17 protein-coding genes are annotated in these 17,472 nt (G+C 29.7%); 14 read left to right on the forward strand and 3 right to left on the reverse strand.

Features of this window, described 5'->3' with window-relative positions; translation table 11 throughout:
* Positions 1–431: 431 nt before the first annotated feature.
* Positions 432–911: an S-ribosylhomocysteine lyase gene (locus KEC93_RS06850; RefSeq protein WP_026889258.1), complete on the reverse strand. Its 480-nt coding sequence runs from the start codon at positions 909–911 to the stop codon at positions 432–434.
* Between the two features lie 330 nt (positions 912–1,241).
* Between KEC93_RS06850 and KEC93_RS06855 the strand changes: the two genes are divergently transcribed.
* From KEC93_RS06855 to KEC93_RS06880, 6 genes are all read left to right on the forward strand, one after another.
* Positions 1,242–1,829 (forward strand): acyl carrier protein phosphodiesterase, encoded by a 588-nt coding sequence (locus tag KEC93_RS06855; protein WP_039772220.1) that lies wholly within the window; start codon positions 1,242–1,244, stop codon positions 1,827–1,829.
* 332 nt (positions 1,830–2,161) lie between these two features.
* A complete protein-coding gene (locus tag KEC93_RS06860) occupies positions 2,162–4,084 on the forward strand; it encodes an OPT/YSL family transporter (RefSeq protein ID WP_011968575.1) in 1,923 nt (640 codons plus the stop codon).
* Complete coding sequence (locus KEC93_RS06865; protein ID WP_011968576.1) at positions 4,071–4,427, forward strand: PqqD family protein; 357 nt, start codon at positions 4,071–4,073, stop codon at positions 4,425–4,427. Before KEC93_RS06860 ends, KEC93_RS06865 begins: the two co-directional genes overlap by 14 nt.
* 637 nt (positions 4,428–5,064) lie before the next feature.
* Entirely contained in the window at positions 5,065–6,357 is a 1,293-nt protein-coding gene (locus KEC93_RS06870; RefSeq protein WP_011968577.1) for a lactate racemase domain-containing protein, read from the forward strand.
* A 477-nt stretch (positions 6,358–6,834) separates the two neighbouring features.
* Complete coding sequence (locus KEC93_RS06875) at positions 6,835–8,127, forward strand: C40 family peptidase (RefSeq protein ID WP_038457272.1); 1,293 nt, start codon at positions 6,835–6,837, stop codon at positions 8,125–8,127.
* Between the two features lie 275 nt (positions 8,128–8,402).
* Positions 8,403–8,771: a ribosomal maturation YjgA family protein gene (locus tag KEC93_RS06880; RefSeq protein WP_077868685.1), complete on the forward strand. Its 369-nt coding sequence runs from the start codon at positions 8,403–8,405 to the stop codon at positions 8,769–8,771.
* 80 nt (positions 8,772–8,851) lie between these two features.
* Here KEC93_RS06880 and KEC93_RS06885 read toward each other — a convergent pair whose 3' ends face one another.
* Positions 8,852–10,852 (reverse strand): KUP/HAK/KT family potassium transporter, encoded by a 2,001-nt coding sequence (locus KEC93_RS06885; protein WP_307725779.1) that lies wholly within the window; start codon positions 10,850–10,852, stop codon positions 8,852–8,854.
* Positions 10,853–11,264: 412 nt separating this feature from the next.
* Between KEC93_RS06885 and KEC93_RS06890 the strand changes: the two genes are divergently transcribed.
* The 4 genes from KEC93_RS06890 (at position 11,265) to amrS (ending at position 14,266) form a co-directional block, all read left to right on the forward strand.
* Positions 11,265–11,405, forward strand: a complete 141-nt coding sequence (locus KEC93_RS06890) for a hypothetical protein (RefSeq protein ID WP_017210004.1) — start codon at positions 11,265–11,267, stop codon at positions 11,403–11,405.
* 190 nt (positions 11,406–11,595) lie between these two features.
* A complete protein-coding gene (locus KEC93_RS06895; protein ID WP_017210005.1) occupies positions 11,596–11,751 on the forward strand; it encodes a hypothetical protein in 156 nt (51 codons plus the stop codon).
* 21 nt (positions 11,752–11,772) lie between these two features.
* A complete protein-coding gene (gene amrA, locus KEC93_RS06900) occupies positions 11,773–13,179 on the forward strand; it encodes an AmmeMemoRadiSam system protein A (protein ID WP_077830326.1) in 1,407 nt (468 codons plus the stop codon).
* 100 nt (positions 13,180–13,279) lie between these two features.
* A complete protein-coding gene (gene amrS, locus KEC93_RS06905) occupies positions 13,280–14,266 on the forward strand; it encodes an AmmeMemoRadiSam system radical SAM enzyme (RefSeq protein WP_077868683.1) in 987 nt (328 codons plus the stop codon).
* Positions 14,267–14,338: 72 nt separating this feature from the next.
* Here amrS and KEC93_RS06910 read toward each other — a convergent pair whose 3' ends face one another.
* A complete protein-coding gene (locus tag KEC93_RS06910; protein WP_077868682.1) occupies positions 14,339–15,040 on the reverse strand; it encodes an MJ1433 family protein in 702 nt (233 codons plus the stop codon).
* 202 nt (positions 15,041–15,242) lie between these two features.
* Between KEC93_RS06910 and KEC93_RS06915 the strand changes: the two genes are divergently transcribed.
* From KEC93_RS06915 to KEC93_RS06930, 4 genes are all read left to right on the forward strand, one after another.
* Positions 15,243–15,683 carry a YiiD C-terminal domain-containing protein gene (locus KEC93_RS06915; RefSeq protein WP_077868681.1) on the forward strand — a complete coding sequence of 147 codons (441 nt, stop codon included), beginning with the start codon at positions 15,243–15,245 and terminating at the stop codon, positions 15,681–15,683.
* Between the two features lie 54 nt (positions 15,684–15,737).
* A complete protein-coding gene (locus KEC93_RS06920) occupies positions 15,738–16,145 on the forward strand; it encodes a VOC family protein (protein ID WP_077868680.1) in 408 nt (135 codons plus the stop codon).
* A 229-nt stretch (positions 16,146–16,374) separates the two neighbouring features.
* Positions 16,375–16,770: a carbonic anhydrase gene (locus KEC93_RS06925; protein WP_077868679.1), complete on the forward strand. Its 396-nt coding sequence runs from the start codon at positions 16,375–16,377 to the stop codon at positions 16,768–16,770.
* Positions 16,771–17,023: 253 nt separating this feature from the next.
* Positions 17,024–17,395 (forward strand): four-helix bundle copper-binding protein, encoded by a 372-nt coding sequence (locus KEC93_RS06930; RefSeq protein ID WP_077868678.1) that lies wholly within the window; start codon positions 17,024–17,026, stop codon positions 17,393–17,395.
* The last annotated feature ends 77 nt before the right edge of the window (positions 17,396–17,472 follow it).

Raw genomic sequence — 17,472 nt, forward strand, 5'->3', positions numbered from 1 at the left:
TTGAGGCTTTCTAACATAATAAGTTGCATCATTTCAGCATGCTCCCGAGACAAGCTCGTGACAAGCAAAAATGGAACAACTTATGAAATTAAATTTTTAGCGACTTTGTAAATATGTTAATCTAATAAATCGAATTCTTAAATTGTTTGTCTATATAGATAAGCCAATTATAAGTTAGATTTATACTATGAAATATATCCCAACTAGAAACTGGAACAAAAGTATGTTATTCATTTCGGCGAGTTATATGCATAAGTTCAGGTCTTAGTTGGTTTATCTATAAAATGTTATAAATTATATAAATGAAAAATATCTATTAGATAAACATCGGTTAAGAGATTCTAGAAGTATATATCTATTAAGGAAAGAAAAAATAGGATGCCCATAAAAGCATCCTATTTTTTATATCATATAAGTTTATCATAATTTCATTAATTAGGATAAACTAAATTTTTCTCGGTTATATTTAATAAGATATCGTTAAGAAATTTATTTGCCAAATATTTTGCCATTGGTAAATTCATATCTAAATAGTTTCCACAATCTTTAGCAGAAGCACCAGGAATATCTCCTTCAAATTCAGCCATAAATTTATATAGTTCTGTAAGTAGAGGAACTATATCTTTAGATTTATAATCACCATGTAAAATCAAATAAAAGCCTGTCCTACATCCCATTGGTCCAAAATAAACTGTTTTATCTGCATAATCTTTATGATTTCTTAAGAATGTAGCAGCTAAGTGCTCAATTGCATGCATTTCTGCTGTATTCATAGTTGGCTCAAAGTTTGGTCTAGTCATTCTAATATCAAAAGTCGTAAGAACTGTATCACCAAACTTATCTTGTCTTGAGACATATACACCAGGAAGTAATTCTAGGTGATTAATTGTAAAACTTGCTATCTTCTCCATTAACGTCACTCCTTAATATAATTTAGAATAAATGCTCAATAATATACTATAATAGTTACATCTATTAGAACTTTATTTAAATTTGTTTCTATTAAATTTTAACACTTGTAATTTCTATTATCAATAACATGCTTATATATTAGATAATTGTTCAGAAAACCATAAGAAGTGTTATATGAAGAAGAACTTATAATTAATAGAGAAAAATATGATACTTTTAAATGACCAAAGATCATATCAGTGATATTATCTTGGTAAAGAATGAAAAACAATAAGTTATAGAAATTATAAATTTAGAATATTATTTGTAGGAATTTGAAAGGAGAAAAAATGAATTATTTAGCACACATATATCTCGCAGATAATAGCGAAGAAAATATGTTAGGAAATTTCTTAGGGGACTTTGTAAATAAGTCTTTGGAAAATGAATTTGAACAATCAATAAGAAAAGGGATTATTATGCATAAAAAGCTTGATACCTTTACGGATTCACATCCAGACTTCCTAAGGAGTAGAAAAAGAATTTCAAAAAGTAATAGACGCTTGGCAGGTGTATTGATTGATATATTTTATGATCATTTCTTAGCTAAAAATTGGAAGGATTATTCCTCAATATCATTAGAAGAGTATGCTGATAATTTTTATAAGATACTTAGAAAGTTTTCTTACTGTCTGCCAGATAAGTTATTAAGAAGGATGAATTATATTATAGAAGAAAACTGGCTCATTTCTTACAGAGATATACATGGCATTCAAACAGCAGTTGATAGGATTGCTACAAGATTTGTCAACACAAGGCACCCATTAGTAAATCCTATAGAGGAGTTAATTAATAATTACGAAGGTCTTGAAAGTGACTTTAAATGTTTTTATCCTCATGCAATTGATTATTCAAATAAGCTTAAAATAATTCTTTAATGACGTGATTCATAGTATTTAGAGTTAACATAAAGTATACAATGTATTTAGGAAATTAAACGAATATATTGTATATTTTTTATGTTTAGAATATTATAGCTTATCATAGGAAAACATAATTCTATTGATATGCTAATCTCTAAAACTAGATGAATTAAAGTGTAATGGTCTTATATTGCTAAACTTATCTATTATGTGTGGAAATCTTCAAAAAAATTAAATATTTTGATAAAAATATTTAAAAAAATATAAATAATTGAAGAGAAAAAATATAGTATTATATGAAAATCGTGTTATAATATTGCTTGTAAAATATAAAAGGAGGTGCCCTTATGAATAATAAATTGTCCAAAGATGCATATGGCGGTGTAGCCGGCAAGAGCTATGTTCCATACATTTCTAACGGTTCGAAGTCGGGTGGAAACGTTTCAGTTTTGATAATCGGTATTATATTGGCTGTTCTATTTGCAGCATCAACGGCCTACTCGGGAATGAAATCAGGACTTACAGTTGCTGCTGGTATACCGGGATCTATAATAGGGTCTGGGTTTATAGCTGTATTTGCAAAGCAAAAAGGCATACTTGGTAAAAATTTAGTTCAAGGTATGTCAAGTGGTGGAGAATCTGTTGCTAGTGGTGTAATATTCGTATTACCAGCAATTCTTTTAATAGGCTCTAAAGTTAGTTTCATAGAAGGTTTTTCTGTTGGAGCAGCTGGAGTTTTATTTGGTATAGGAATAGCTTCTCTTGTTTACAATTACTTAATTGTTGAAGAACATGGTAAATTAATGTATCCAGAATCAATGGCTATATCTGAAACACTTGTTGCTTCAGAAGGTGCTGGAGAATCAATGAAGTTCATGGGAATTGGTTTTGGAATAGGAGGTATTATAACTGTTATAACAAGTTCATTTTTGAATTTAGTTAACAATGTTATAAGTTATGTAAATGAGTCGTTTTATAAGTGGAAATTCGAAGTTGAAGTTAATCCTCTACTATTAGGAATAGGGTTCATAGTTGGTATGGAGGTTTCTTTAACTATGTTTGCTGGAGCTATACTAGCTAACTTTGGAATTATGCCATTAATAGGTTACTTCTCAAGTCTTGGAAGAGATGGAGGATCTGTGTGGAATAATCCTAATGTTGCTATAAATGCTATGCAAGTTAAAGATATAGCTGGTAGCTATGTAAAATATATAGGGGCAGGAATGATGCTTTCTGGTGGTTTAATAGGCGCTATAAAACTTATTCCGACTATAATATCTTCTATAAAAGAAACTCTTAATGCTAAAGCTTCAAATAGTGGAAAGAGTTCATCTGTTGAAAATATGATATTACTTGGTGGTATAATATTAGGATTTGTAGGTGGTTTTGTAGCATCTAATGGTAATATAGTAATGGCAATACTTGCTTCTATTTTATCAATGTTTTTATCATTATTATTTGTTATAGTTTCTGGTCGTTTGACTGGTACTATAGGAACTTCAAATCTTCCTGTATCAGGAATGACTATAGCTTCTATAGTTATTGTGACATCATTATTTGTTGTAATGGGATGGAAGAGCCCTGAAAGCAACAAATCACTACTTTTATTTGGGACATTTATTGTTACTGCTATATCAGTAGCAGGCGGTTACTCACAATCTCAAAAGGTTACTTTTGTAATAGGTGGAGACAAAAGAGAAATGGAAAAATACTTTGCAATAGCTGGAATTCTAGGTGTTGCAGTGGTTGTTGGTACTATATTATTACTTTCAGATCAACTTGCAATTACTGGTGATAATGTTCCGTTTGCATTACCACAAGCTAATTTAATGTCTACACTAACTGCTGGAATAATGTCAGGCCAATTACCTTGGGTAATGGTAATTGCTGGTGTTGTTATGGGACTTGTTTTATTTATGTTAAACCTTCCTATAATGGCAGTTGCTATAGGATTCTATTTACCTATATCTACAACTACTATAATATTGGCAGGAGCATTGGTACGTCTATTTATAGAAAAGAATTCTAAATCTGAAAAGGAAAAAGAAGCTAAAGTTTCAAATGGTATAAGCTTATCTTCTGGACTAGTTGCTGGAGGTTCTATTCTTGGACTTATAGGGATAATATTCCAGATATCGGGTCTTGTAGGTGGAGCTGAACCAAGTGGATTTGCAGCTTCTAATGGAATGGCATTCATATTACTAATAGTTTTAGTAATAGCAACTGCAATACCAATTCTAAAGAGTAAGGTAAAAAATGCTGGAAAATAATAAAGATGTTTTAGAATTAGTATATAAAATATCTGATGATTTAGAGTATGAAGTGGATAAAGATAATATTGTGACTATACTTTTAAAACAAGACCATAAGGTCCAAAGGTTCTTTAGAAAACTTAAATTCAGAATTCCAGAGTATAAAAAGATTACTTTAGATGAATATGGAAGCTGGATATTATTGCAGATAGATGGAAAGAAAAATGTTAAAGACATAGGAGAAAGTCTAGAAGCAAAATATGGTGATAAGGTTCATCCGCTTTATGAGAGATTATTATTATTTTTAAATCATATTGATGTTAATTGTCACTATATAGAAAAAGTGAATTTTCAAAATTAAATATGATATTTTATTATACTTGTAATAAATTATAATATATAAAGTTAAAACCATAGAGATGTATGTTTCTCCATGGTTTTAATTTTTTTCATATATCCAAGAAAGTACTAAGTAAATATTGTGAATGTTATCATGAAGTGTATGATCCATCCCTATATACTGTGACTATGCATCAATGAATAGTGGATTTTTTTATTCTCTAGGAATTTATATTCGATTCAAATCTGTGGATAACTTATGAAAAGGCTGATTAAGAATGTTGTGCTTTATAAAGAGAATAAAAAAGAAAATATATTCGCCTGCATAAAATGTTCTTATATGCAGCATAGCTGCCATTTCTTATGTGCAGATTTTTCTCACATGCGTTCGAAAAGGCAGATGCGTAAAAAAATCTCTGGCTCCACAGTCGACTGCGATTTTGTTCTTTTAGTGATATCAAGCAATCATGTTTCTTACTTTTTGATATAAGATTAAATATATTTGAGTCTAAATAGATATGTTAGAATAAAAGGCTATTTCTAAATTCTAATTTGACTATAGTTAAAATTTGTATTATATTAAAAGTAGATGGAAAACTTTGATAAATTGGCAATAAAAATTCGAAAGCGTTAACAAATTCGTTATTGGGGGACTATAAATGAAAGAAATTAATATGAAATATGGAAGAGATAAAATGAGGGCTTTTATTGAAGAAGAAAATCTTTTGGAGATAATTGAAAGCAACGATTTTAAAAAGAGTAAGACAGAAGATGAAATTATAGCTGAGGCATTGTATAATCCTATTGACAGCGAAAGACTTAAAGATATTGTACATGAAGGTGAAAAAGTTTGTATAATAATTTCAGATATTACAAGAAGTTGGCAAAAGCCATATAAATTTTTATATAAAATCGTAGAGGAACTAAATGAAGGCGGAGTTAAAGACGAAGATATTATATTTTTATCTGCTCAGGGGACTCATAGAAAACAGACAAGAGAAGAACATGAAATACTTCTTGGAGAAAAGCTATCAAAAAGATTTGAAGTTTACGATCATGATTGCTTCGATGAAGAAAGTATGACATATCTAGGGGAGACAAGCTATGGCACTCCTGTTATGTTAAATAAAAAAGCTGTTGAATCTGATCATATAGTTATTACAGGAGCTATAGTCTATCATTTTCTTGTAGGCTGGTCAGGAGGGAAAAAATCTATACTTCCTGGTATTGCATCATTTAAAACAATATCAGCCAATCATTCACTTTCGTTAAATGATGGATTTGGAAGCGGGACAAGAGAGAGTGTGTGCTCGGGTAATATTATAGAAAACCCAGTACATGATGATATGATGCAAGCAGCAGCAATGGTGAAACCAGCATTTATGTTTAATGTAGTCATGGGACCTGATGGAAATATAGCTGGGGCGGTTGCTGGAGACTATATAACAGCTCATGAGGCAGGAAGAAAATTGGTGGATAGTATTGACGGCGTCAATATAAGAAGTAAATCAGATATAGTTATTGCAAGTGCAGGAGGGGCACCAAAAGACATAAATCTTTATCAATCAATAAAAACTTTGATAAATGCCAAAGAAGCGGTTGTAGAAGGAGGTACCATTATAGTACTTGCTGAGTGCAGTGAGGGAATTGGAGAAATTAAAGATATTAATGATATGATATTAAATTTTGACAATATGCTTGATAGAGAAAGAGATCTTAGAGAGAATTATACTATCTCAAAATATGTAGGGTACTTTTTCTGTGAAACAGGAGAAAAGTATAGGTTAATTTTGGTTTCAGAAATTGATCCTGATTTGCTAAAGAATACAAAAATTATTGTTGTTAGAACTTTGGAAGAGGCACTTAAAATTTCTTATGATAATAATCAAAATAAAAATCCTACGATTAACCTTATGCCTCATGGAGCGACTACGCTTCCCAAATTAGTTTAAAATAGTATTGGTCATAAATTATGAAGTATTTTAATGAAAGCACAACTGTTCTTTATATGGAAGTTAGTGCTTTTTTTCTTTTATGAGACTAAAATCTAATGGATATAAATACTTTGTTAACTAGGAAAACATAAAGGTGAAAAATCAAAATAATATTAATGGAGTAGTTTTTTGAGTAATAAATTTAATAGTGAAATTATAGAAAAAGTAGTGGCGAATCAAAAAATATTCTTATTGTAAAAGTCTGCATTCTTATATAAAATATGCTAACGTATATAAAAATATTTATAAACCTCAACTTAAGTAAATGTGAATATTTTACCAAATTTTTAAGGAGAATAGAAGAATAGAGAAGAAAAACTAATTTAATGTATTATCACAGCATATATGAGGTTTGTTGACGGTTACTAAAAGTGCTATAATTATGTATAACAGGGGATGACAAAGGGGGAAAGGGTTGTAACAACCGACGGTATTATGAAAAATAAGGTTTTAGCACTTATATTAGCAACAGTAATCACTACAAGTAGTTCCATAGCTGCTTTTGCAGCACCTGATAATGCACAGTTGGATGCTTCTAGACAGAAATATGCGGAAATAGAAAATAACATAAAAGATATTGAAAATAAAATTTATGATTTAGATACTCAGATGGAGCCATTACAAGCAACTGTGGATAAAAATAAAATAGAGATAGATAATATTAATAAAATTACTGAGAAGACAAAAAAGGATATTGAGCAATACAAAAAAGACATCAATGATTTAGATCTAGCTTTAGGACAAAGAGTTAAAGTTATGTATGCATCAGGAGATTTGGAATTTAATTATTTAAATTTTGTCGTTAACTCGGATTCAACAACTGAATTTTTTTCGAGATTGCAGGCTGTTAGTAAGATTGTAGGGAAAGACAAGTCTTACATAGAAGATATCAATAACAAGAAAAATGAATTAAATGCTAAAATAAAGTCATTAGACGATAAAAAAGCTGAAATTAGCAAGCTTAACAAAGAAACACAGGATAATTTAAATCAGTTATCACAAAAAAAGAAAGAAGAAGAACAATTAGCTAATCAGGCTAAGGCAGAAAAAAGTAAATTTGATGAACAGTATTTATCACAACTTGAAAGAGACGCTGTAAAGTATCAGTTTGATATAATTGATAGTTCAAATAGTTCATCAACAGAGATTCAAGGAGCAGTTAACCAGTTAATTAGTATTAGGGATAGTCAAATTAAGAGCCCAATTGTTACTAAGGAAATCAATGATAAAATAGAAAAAGGAAAGACAGCCGCGGCTAAAAAGAAGCAAGAGGAAGATAGGATTGCTGCAGAAAGTGTAAAGCAATCAGTAGTAGCTTCAAATGTACAATCAAGCGTCAAATCAAAAAGTAGTCAGAAATCAAGTTCATCTGTAGCTGCGCCATCTGGAGGTAGTGCACAAGCAGTCCTTAATGAGGCATATAAGCATTTAGGAGCATCTTATGTATGGGGAGCAACAGGACCAAGTACATTTGATTGTTCAGGATTTACAGAATATGTTTATGAGCATGCTACAGGGATAGATATTTCAAGAACAACTTATACACAGATTGATGTTGGACGACCTGTTAGTGAGGATCAACTTCAACCTGGAGATTTAGTATTCCCTCATGCTGGACATGTTGGAATATATGTTGGAAATGGACAAATGATTCATGCACCACAAACAGGTGATGTTGTTAAGGTCGGTCCAGTATATAACTTTTACGCAGCAAGAAGAATACTTTAAAGAAGCTTTTATGGTGGATTAGAGTATAATATAAAACATAAATCAATTTAGAATATATGATAAGGATAGAAATTCAGTAATTCTATCCTTATTGTTTTTTATTCTATAGGAACTGATCATGACGGCAAAGCCTTAACAAATTATAATGAAAATATTGGGGAGCACAATACTGAACTTGACCACAGTAGTCTAGGATTGGTCTATGCTGATATAAATTATTTCAATGGATACGTAAAAAATTATATATTTAAGCCAGATTAATGGGAGGGATTCATATGAGAGTAAACTACAAATATTTATATATTTTCATAGTCTTATTTTTAATAGAAGTATATATTGGAGCTTTTATACATGATAATATAATTAGACCTTTTATTGGAGATGTATTAGTTGTATGCTTAATTTATTTTTTTATTGGAGTGTTTACCAAGAAGGTTTCACCAATATATGTTTTCATATTTGCTTGCTTAATTGAGATAGGACAGTATTTTAATTTGGTTTCTATTTTGCACATGGAAGATTTTAAAATAGCAAAAATAATTCTTGGATCAACTTTTGATTTTTGTGATATCATTTCATACTTAATAGGAACAATTCTTATATTTATATATAAAGCTATAGAAAAAATAAACTGTAAAAATTAAATAAATATTTTAGAGAAAAAATATAACTGCCCACTAAATTGTGGACAGTTATATTTAAATATTTAGTTAATTTAATAATGCTATTTTGGAGTTCTTTTTAAAGTTGTATGGTCATATTTCCCTATAAATAGAGGTACCTTTTCAACATCAACATCACTATTCTCAAGGCCAAACCATTTGGTTGGAGAAACAGTATATCTTTTTATGAATAATTTTGATTTAAGTATCAATTCTTCCCAGAAATTTAAAGCTGTCTCATACGAAAGCTGCTCTTGAATTAAAAGAAAACGGAAATCTCCGACTTTTCTATCTGGCATAGTTGTATAGTTTCTAGATTGAATTTTTATTTCACCATTTTCAACTAACTCAGTTGAAATTTGTCGTAGAAAGACATTCAATTTTTGTTCTACTCTGAATCCAAGTCTTATTTGAACTCTTACAATATATAATGTTCCTAAAGTATCTACTGAATATTCTGCTACATAAGGCTCATCAGTAACAGCAATATTAACAAACCAATAAACATCTGCTTTTTTAGGTCTTTTGTCTAAAATGGAATACATTATCTTTCTTTCGATTTGTTCAGGATCATGGCTGCTAGTTAAACATACAAGGTTTGTTGTATACTTAGGACGATCACTATCTTGGCGCAATTGATTAAGTTGGGTTTTATAATTTTCAATTGGGACATGTTCTAATAAACGCATTTTAATATAGTAACCTTTAATCCAAATATACATAACACTTAAGATTGCAAGAGCGATTAAAGCAGCAATAAATCCTCCGTGAGTAAATTTAACAATATTTGCAATGAAGAAAGAAAACTCAAATGCACTAAAGAAAACAAGGATTAATACAGCAGCAATGAGCGGTGTTTTTTTCTTCAATAAGTAATTAAATAAAAGAATAGTAGTCATCAACATAGTAACTGTAATCGATAATCCGTAAGCTGCTTCCATTCTTGCGGAATTTCCAAAATAGAGAACAATTCCGATACAGACAATCCATAAAAATTTATTAATCGAAGGTATGTAAAGTTGTCCCTTAGTGCTAGATGGATACATAATATGTAATCTTGGAAATAAATTTAGCTTAATTGCTTCAGAAACAAGAGTAAAAGAACCTGAAATTAGCGCTTGTGAAGCAATAATTGCCGCTAAAGTTGAAATTATTATACCAAAAATTAAAAAAGAAGATGGAATTAATTGAAAAAATGGGTTTAAATCTTCCATATTCGTAAAAGTAGGATTATGTCTAGCTGATAATAACCAAGCTCCCTGACCAAAATAGTTCAATAATAAACATATCTTAACAAATGGCCAAGAACCATAAATATTATATTTACCAACATGCCCAAGATCTGAGTAAAGAGCTTCAGCACCTGTAGTTGCTAAAAATATGCTGCCAAGTATAAAAAAACCTGCTTTATTTTCACTGCTAAAAAGAGTGTTAATTGCATAGTATGGAGATAGGGCACGCAATAATGTCCAATCGTGTGAAATACCGATAATTCCCCATATAGCTAGTGCAGAGAACCAGACAAACATTATTGGACCAAACATTTTTCCAATCAAATCAGTTCCAAAGTGCTGAATGAAAAATAGAGCGCTTAATATTATTATTACAATTGTAACAATATCAACCTGACTGCCAAAAAAAGCCCTAAAACTTGGAATTAAATCCAATCCCTCAATTGCTGAAGTGACAGTTACAGCGGGAGTTAGCGTCCCATCAGCAAGCAATGCTGATCCACCAATCATTGCTGGAATAATAAGCCACTTTGCGCGATTCCTAACCAAGGTAAATAGTGAAAAGATCCCACCTTCACCGTTATTGTCAGCATTTAAAGTTATAAGGACGTACTTTACTGTTGTTAAAATTGTAATTGTCCAAAAAATTAGAGATAACGATCCAAGAATAAAGTTTTCAGATATATTCTTCAAGCCTCCATTACCTTCAATAATTGATTTCATTACATAAAGTGGTGAAGTTCCAATATCTCCGTAAACTACACCTAGTGCTATAAGTACTCCTCCAGCACTCAGTTTTGCAACATCTCCATGTTTTGTAGTTGATTTCACATTAATCATCCTTTACATCAAATATAGTTATACATAATTCCTAAAATTAAATAAATGAAATTTAAATACTTGTTTAATTTACTTTTAATATGTAAAGTAGGTAAATTAATAATTATTTTAAGAATAATTATTATAATAACATTGTTAAAAAATATTAGTCAAACCATTAAAAATTAGATAATACAGTGAATAGTGCCAAATCCATAGGATTTCAGCCCTTATATGAGGATTTAGACTAATATTGATAAGAAGCTAATAATAAGTTGTTAGCTTATGAGTTTAGTATGCTGCAAGCATAATAAATATATTTATAGAAATAATAGAAACGAAATGATTTATTACAGAAATTTATCTCTATAAAAATAATTTACCCAATTTTTAAAAATAAATTAGAGTTCGGGGAGACAAATTTATGAAGAATAAGCCTTATGATAAAAGAAACAGTATTAGTAGTTTAGGAAGTGATTTGACTACAGCAATTCAGAATTTCCATTATTCTGGAGAAGAGATTAAAAAAATCACTAATAAAAAGGATAATAAAATTGAGAGATAAGTAATTTTCTTTGAAACTGTTTTGGTTAAAGACGTATATATCTAGCAAAAATAATCATTCATCATTATTCTAAAAATATTGCAAGAATTTTAGGTTTAATCGTGAATTGTGAAATATGCATTGTGAATTGCAACATATATATTTAAAGAAAATTAGCTTAAATAATTCTTTAGAAAGGAGAATTTAACTAATGAGTAGAAATAGTGAAGGTAATAAATTTAAGAACATTATGAGTGTTGGAAATTTCACTAAACATGCAGTAGAAAATTTCGAAGAAAATATAGTAAATCAAAGAAACTATTTAGAAAAGGTTAAGGAAAATGAAAAATCTAGAGAAAATCAATAGTTCCAATTAGGAGGTGAGAACATGGAAAATATACTAGGTTATTATTTAATGCCGCATCCGCCAATAATTATACCAGACATAGGTAAAGGAGAAGAAAAGAAAATAGAGGAAACAAGTTTGGCATGCAATGAAATAGGGAGAGAAGTAGCAGATATTAAACCAGATACAATAATAATTATAACACCTCATGCTACAATGTTTTCTGATGCAATAGCCATATCAGACGAGGAAAGAATTTCAGGAGATTTAAGCCAATTTAGATGTACAAACATAAAAATGGATATTCCTATAGATAAAGAATTTAATGTTAAACTTGGCACTGCATGTCATGTAGAAGGAATTCCGTCAGTCCTTGTAGATTGGGAATTATTACGTAGATATAATGTTAATTATGAATTAGACCATGGAAGTATAGTACCACTATATTTCATTAATAAATATTACAACGATTATAAATTAGTTCACATTACTTACTCAATGATAGGGGATATTAACTTATATAAATTTGGTATGGAGATAAAAAATGTAGCAGAAGAATTAAATAGAAAAGCTGTTATTATAGCAAGTGGAGACCTTTCGCATAAGCTTAAAGATGAAGGACCATATTCATATTCACCATATGGAGAATTGTTTGATAAAGCTCTTTTAGGTAACCTCGAAAAAGGAGATGTTTTAGGAGCCTTTAATATGAATAGAACTATGATTAGTGAGGCTGGACAATGTGGGTTAAATTCGGTTTATATACTTCTTGGAGCAATGGAAGGCAAAGAAATAAAAGGAGAGCTTTTATCGTATCAGGGAACTTTTGGAGTGGGATATGGAGTAATGAAACTTAGTAGACAGCACCAAGATAGGAACTATTTAGACGAGCTAACAAAATATAAAGAAGAAAAACTGAAAGCAAAGCTAAATGAGAGTAATTCCTATGTAAAACTTGCAAGGGAGAATTTAAATCATTATTTTTCTCACGGAAAAAGTATAGAAGATATCTCTAATTTGCCAAAAGAACTATTAAATGAAAGACACGGTGTCTTTGTGTCTTTAAAGAAGTTTGGCAATCTTAGGGGATGTATAGGAACAATTGCACCAACAACAGGTTCTGTGGGTGAGGAAATAATAAGAAATTCTATAGAAGCAGCTATGAGTGATCCAAGATTTCCAGAAGTTTCAGAAGATGAAATGGATGATATTGATATATCTGTAGATGTTCTTATGGATTCGGAACCATGTAATAAGGAAGATTTAGATCCTAAAAAATATGGAGTCATTGTTTCTTTAGGAATGAGAAGAGGGTTATTGCTTCCGGATCTTGAAGGTGTGAATACTGTAGATGAACAATTGCAAATTGCATGTGATAAGGCAAATATAGATTTTGACGAGGATTATAAGATAGAAAGATTTGAAGTTGTAAGATATAAGGAAGGATAGATAATAAATTTATTTAAAGTTAAAGATTTTAATAGTATAGTTTTAAAAATCAAAGATATTTATGAATAACTTATACTTTATTTAAAGAAGGTGATAAAGAGTGGGAAAAAAAATACCGTTTTATGAGGAAGTTAAGGATAAAGTGAGATGTAGGATATGTCCACATAATTGTTTAATAGATGAAGATAAGTTTGGAATTTGTGGAGTTAGAACGTTGGAATCTAAAGTCCCTATTGCAATAAATTATGGAGAAGTAACTTCAATGGGAGTTGATCCCATTGAGAAGAAACCCTTATATCATTTCAAACCATCAAAAGATATTTTATCAATTGGAAGCTTTGGATGTAATATGACGTGTAGCTTTTGTCAAAATTATGAGATATCGCAGGGGAAGCCACAAACCCAATATATAAACGTTGAAAAACTAATAGGCATTATTCCGACCATAGAAAACAATATTGGTGTTGCGTTTACTTATAATGAACCCTTTATGTGGTATGAATATATTTATGATGCTGCAAAGGGAATAAAAGAGAGTAATACTGATACAAGTGTTGTGGTTGTTACTAATGGCTATATTAATGAAGAGCCGCTTAAGAAGCTTCTTCCTTATGTAGATGCTATGAATATCGATTTAAAGGGATATACAAATAGATACTATAATAATATTTGTGGTGCAAAACTTGAGCCTGTTCTAGAAACTATAAAAAGGTGCAGTGAATACTGTCATGTGGAAATTACCACTTTACTTGTCAGCGAAGAAAACGATTCTTTAGAAGAATCAAGGCAAATAGCTGAATTTATAGCTAGTGTTGATGAAAATATACCTCTTCATTTAAGCAGATATTTTCCAAGATATAAGATGGAGAATGAGGCTACAAAAATAGAAAAGATAACAGAAGCTCAAAATGAAGCAAAGAAATACTTGAAACATGTATATGTAGGAAATGTTCAAGGAGTTGATAATAATACTTATTGTGATAATTGCAATGAACTGCTTATTGAGAGGAATGGTTATTCAACTAATGTATTTATAAAAGACAATAAGTGCCCAAAGTGTGGTAAGGAAATAAACATAATATTGTAAAATAAAATTTAAACTTTAAATTAATGATTAAAGAAATTGTAGCAGGAGAATTTAAAGCTCCTGCTTTAATTATTATCTGCTAGTAACTGTAAATGGATTGAATTTGATGGCACCATTATATTGATAAGGATAAAATTGCTTTAAGTGAGAAAGGTAATTTATCCATTGAGAAGTTAATGCCCTATAGACTCTGCAAATATCACCTTTTATGTGAGTAGAGTCATCTTTTGTCAATGTTTTATATTGTAAAAATACTATTTCATCTCTTAAATGCATTAGAGACATAAGTAAATCGGCAAAGGTTTCATGCTCTAATATATTCTCATTACTTATAAGGTTAGATAAAATATCTCTACTTCCGAGAACTAGTTTTTCAAGCCTAGGATAATTAATTTTTTCAAAGGCTATTATGTGTTCATAAGATTTTAGTTTATTATTAGAAGTTTTTAAGTCTATAAAATCTAGATTTAAATATTGTATATTCGCATCACCAGCTACTATTATTTCCAATAGAGTAAAACCAATATCACTAAAAAATAATCCGACTAACATATTTAATTTACTTAAGCGTTCAAGTTTAGTACGTCTTTCTACAAGTTTATCAAATACTAGGGTTACGACTAATATATTTATAGGGATAAAACAGAGACTCATAAAAGAGTAATAAATCGTGTTTTCCAATTGACCAAATACTAAATAGTGAATGAAAAACATTATGAATGATAATAAAATTAAAATAAATGAAACTAATAAATAATGTGTAATATTTTTCATAATTGCTCCTTTAATATTAGAATTTATATAGATAACAATAGCATGTCTGACAAGTTAAGACAATTATATTTCAATATTAGAATAATAATCATTTGATTCTAATATTATGTCATATATTGGATTTGAATTGAGTTATATGATAAAATTTATAAATATTATATTTTGTCTACAATACATGTAGATGAACATCGGAGGTAAGATAATGAGTGAGAATGAGTTTGAGCAGTTTTTACATACCAACATACCAATTACAGAAGCTATGGGCATAAGTGTTATAGAGTTTACTAAGTCGAGGGTTATACTTGCTGCTAAATTAAAACCTAATATAAATGATAAATTAACAGCGTTTGGAGGAAGTATAAATACTTTGATGACAATATGCGGATGGTCTATGGTTTTTGTAAATATTAAAGAAATTGATCCAAAGGCTCAGATAGTAATTAAAAAAAGTAATATAAATTATAGAGCTCCTATACGTGAAGATTTCACTGCACAATGTGAAATCTTGGGGGATGAAACAAGAAGAGAATTTCTCGAAACATACACGAAACATAACAAGAGTAGATTAGATCTTAAGGTTGTTATTAAAAATAAGGGAACTGTTTTCGCAGAGTATGAGGGACAATATGTTGTATTTAAATAGAATAATTATGGATAAATTTACAAGTATAAATAGATTTATTATGGAGGAAAAATAATGGGAATAAAAGCTATGCACCATGTGTGCATTCAAACTAATAGTTACAAAGAATCGCTTGAATTTTATAAAAATATTCTTGGGTTTGAGATTGTAGAAGAGACAAAGAATTTCCATACTAGAGATTATAATACATGGTTAAAACTAGGAACATTCATGATTGAGTTACAAACCAGCAAGAAGGGAGAAAATCTTTCTAAGTGGAATAAGTTAAGCGAAGGAATAGTTCATATGTGCTTTTTAGTGGATAATGTTCAAGAGGAATTTAACAGGATTAAAGGTTTAGGTTATAACAATTTTAGGGTTAAAAATAATGAAGTGATATACAAAGTTGAGGATAGTTTCTTATTTAAACTAAAGGCTCCTGAGGGCACAGAAATTGAATTTAGAGATAAAAATGAAATATAGATTTCATTTTAAAGGAACTCTGTAGCCCTATGGAAGCAAATGTAATAGAATAGAGGTAAAATGCATCTAAGAGTTCATTAGAGCAATTAAGATTCTAATAAAGAATTATGAATATAATTATTTTTGTAGTTAAAAAACAATAATATATAATGTTTATTTGAGGAGATTGATAGCAAACGCCAACTTATATTCATATCTTACCTAAGAATAATAGTTTTAGGTGGTATGAATGAAAAAAAGCTTTGGGACAGTTTTAAATTGTATTGACGGAAGGACTCAGATTCCAGTAATAAATTGGATAAAAGAAAATTTTAATGTGGAGTATGTAGATTTAATAACTGAGCCTGGAATGGATAAGATAGTGTCAGAAGGGAATCCGTTTTATTCAAGTAGATTAAAAGATAAGATTAATATTTCGGTTAAAGCTCATAAATCCAAAATAATTGGATTGGTAGGCCATTATGACTGTGCTGCGAATCCAGTGGATGCTGAGGTTCATTATAGGCAAATAGAAGAAGCTACAAATTTGATTAAAAATTGGAATTTTTCAGTTGATACAATAGTTGGTTTATGGGTAGATGAGTTTTGGGAAGTACATGTCATTAGCTTGTATAAAAGAATTTAAATATAGAACATATATAAATTAGGAGCAGATGGTACTTAATCTGCTCCTGTTTTTGATGCACAAATATATTAACTACAAAGATTTAAGATATAACAAGTATAAACTAAAAAGTGTATACAAAAAATTATCAATATATTAATTTATCCTTTTTGAATTTTATAGGCGACTTAAGCAGAAATTACAAAGTATATTTTTAGTGCGTTAGAAGAAAATATATTTTGTTATCAATAAAATAATAAAGGAGGAAACAAAAATGGAAGCAACTATGACTAGACATTCAAATTCATTAATATCCGAAGGAAACCCAATGCAATATTGCATTGATGCTTGCAGCAAATGTGTGCAAATATGTGAGGAATGCTTAAATTTATGTTTACAACATAGTGATGCTAGAGATCGGATGTATTGTATTAAATCACTTCAAGATTGTGCTGAAATTTGCTCTACAACAGCTTGTTTTATTTCAAGAGGAAGCGGTCATATAAGAGAAATAGCTACTGTATGTGCTACCGTATGTGAAAGCTGTGCAAAAGAATGCGGAAGATTCAATGATGAACATTGTCAAACTTGTGCTGATGTATGTAGTCAATGTGCTAGTGAATGTAGACATGTATTGAATATGTAAGGAATTGTTTGATTTAAGTTACATCTTGTTTTAAACATAAAAGTTTGGAAAGTATTAAAAATCGCTATTTTAAAGTT

It is taken from the genome of Clostridium beijerinckii (genome assembly GCF_018223745.1).
GTDB lineage: Bacteria > Bacillota > Clostridia > Clostridiales > Clostridiaceae > Clostridium > Clostridium beijerinckii.

Coding starts and splice junctions, on each gene's coding strand:
- KEC93_RS06910 (WP_077868682.1), bottom strand. CDS start 15,040: ATGAAAAATATTACACATTATTTATTAGTTTCATTTATTTTAATTTTA.
- KEC93_RS06870 (WP_011968577.1), top strand. CDS start 5,065: ATGAAAGAAATTAATATGAAATATGGAAGAGATAAAATGAGGGCTTTT.
- KEC93_RS06895 (WP_017210005.1), top strand. CDS start 11,596: ATGAGTAGAAATAGTGAAGGTAATAAATTTAAGAACATTATGAGTGTT.
- KEC93_RS06875 (WP_038457272.1), top strand. CDS start 6,835: ATGAAAAATAAGGTTTTAGCACTTATATTAGCAACAGTAATCACTACA.
- KEC93_RS06925 (WP_077868679.1), top strand. CDS start 16,375: ATGAAAAAAAGCTTTGGGACAGTTTTAAATTGTATTGACGGAAGGACT.
- amrA (WP_077830326.1), top strand. CDS start 11,773: ATGGAAAATATACTAGGTTATTATTTAATGCCGCATCCGCCAATAATT.
- KEC93_RS06865 (WP_011968576.1), top strand. CDS start 4,071: ATGCTGGAAAATAATAAAGATGTTTTAGAATTAGTATATAAAATATCT.
- KEC93_RS06930 (WP_077868678.1), top strand. CDS start 17,024: ATGGAAGCAACTATGACTAGACATTCAAATTCATTAATATCCGAAGGA.
- KEC93_RS06920 (WP_077868680.1), top strand. CDS start 15,738: ATGGGAATAAAAGCTATGCACCATGTGTGCATTCAAACTAATAGTTAC.
- KEC93_RS06880 (WP_077868685.1), top strand. CDS start 8,403: ATGAGAGTAAACTACAAATATTTATATATTTTCATAGTCTTATTTTTA.
- KEC93_RS06915 (WP_077868681.1), top strand. CDS start 15,243: ATGAGTGAGAATGAGTTTGAGCAGTTTTTACATACCAACATACCAATT.
- KEC93_RS06850 (WP_026889258.1), bottom strand. CDS start 911: ATGGAGAAGATAGCAAGTTTTACAATTAATCACCTAGAATTACTTCCT.
- KEC93_RS06855 (WP_039772220.1), top strand. CDS start 1,242: ATGAATTATTTAGCACACATATATCTCGCAGATAATAGCGAAGAAAAT.
- KEC93_RS06860 (WP_011968575.1), top strand. CDS start 2,162: ATGAATAATAAATTGTCCAAAGATGCATATGGCGGTGTAGCCGGCAAG.
- KEC93_RS06890 (WP_017210004.1), top strand. CDS start 11,265: ATGAAGAATAAGCCTTATGATAAAAGAAACAGTATTAGTAGTTTAGGA.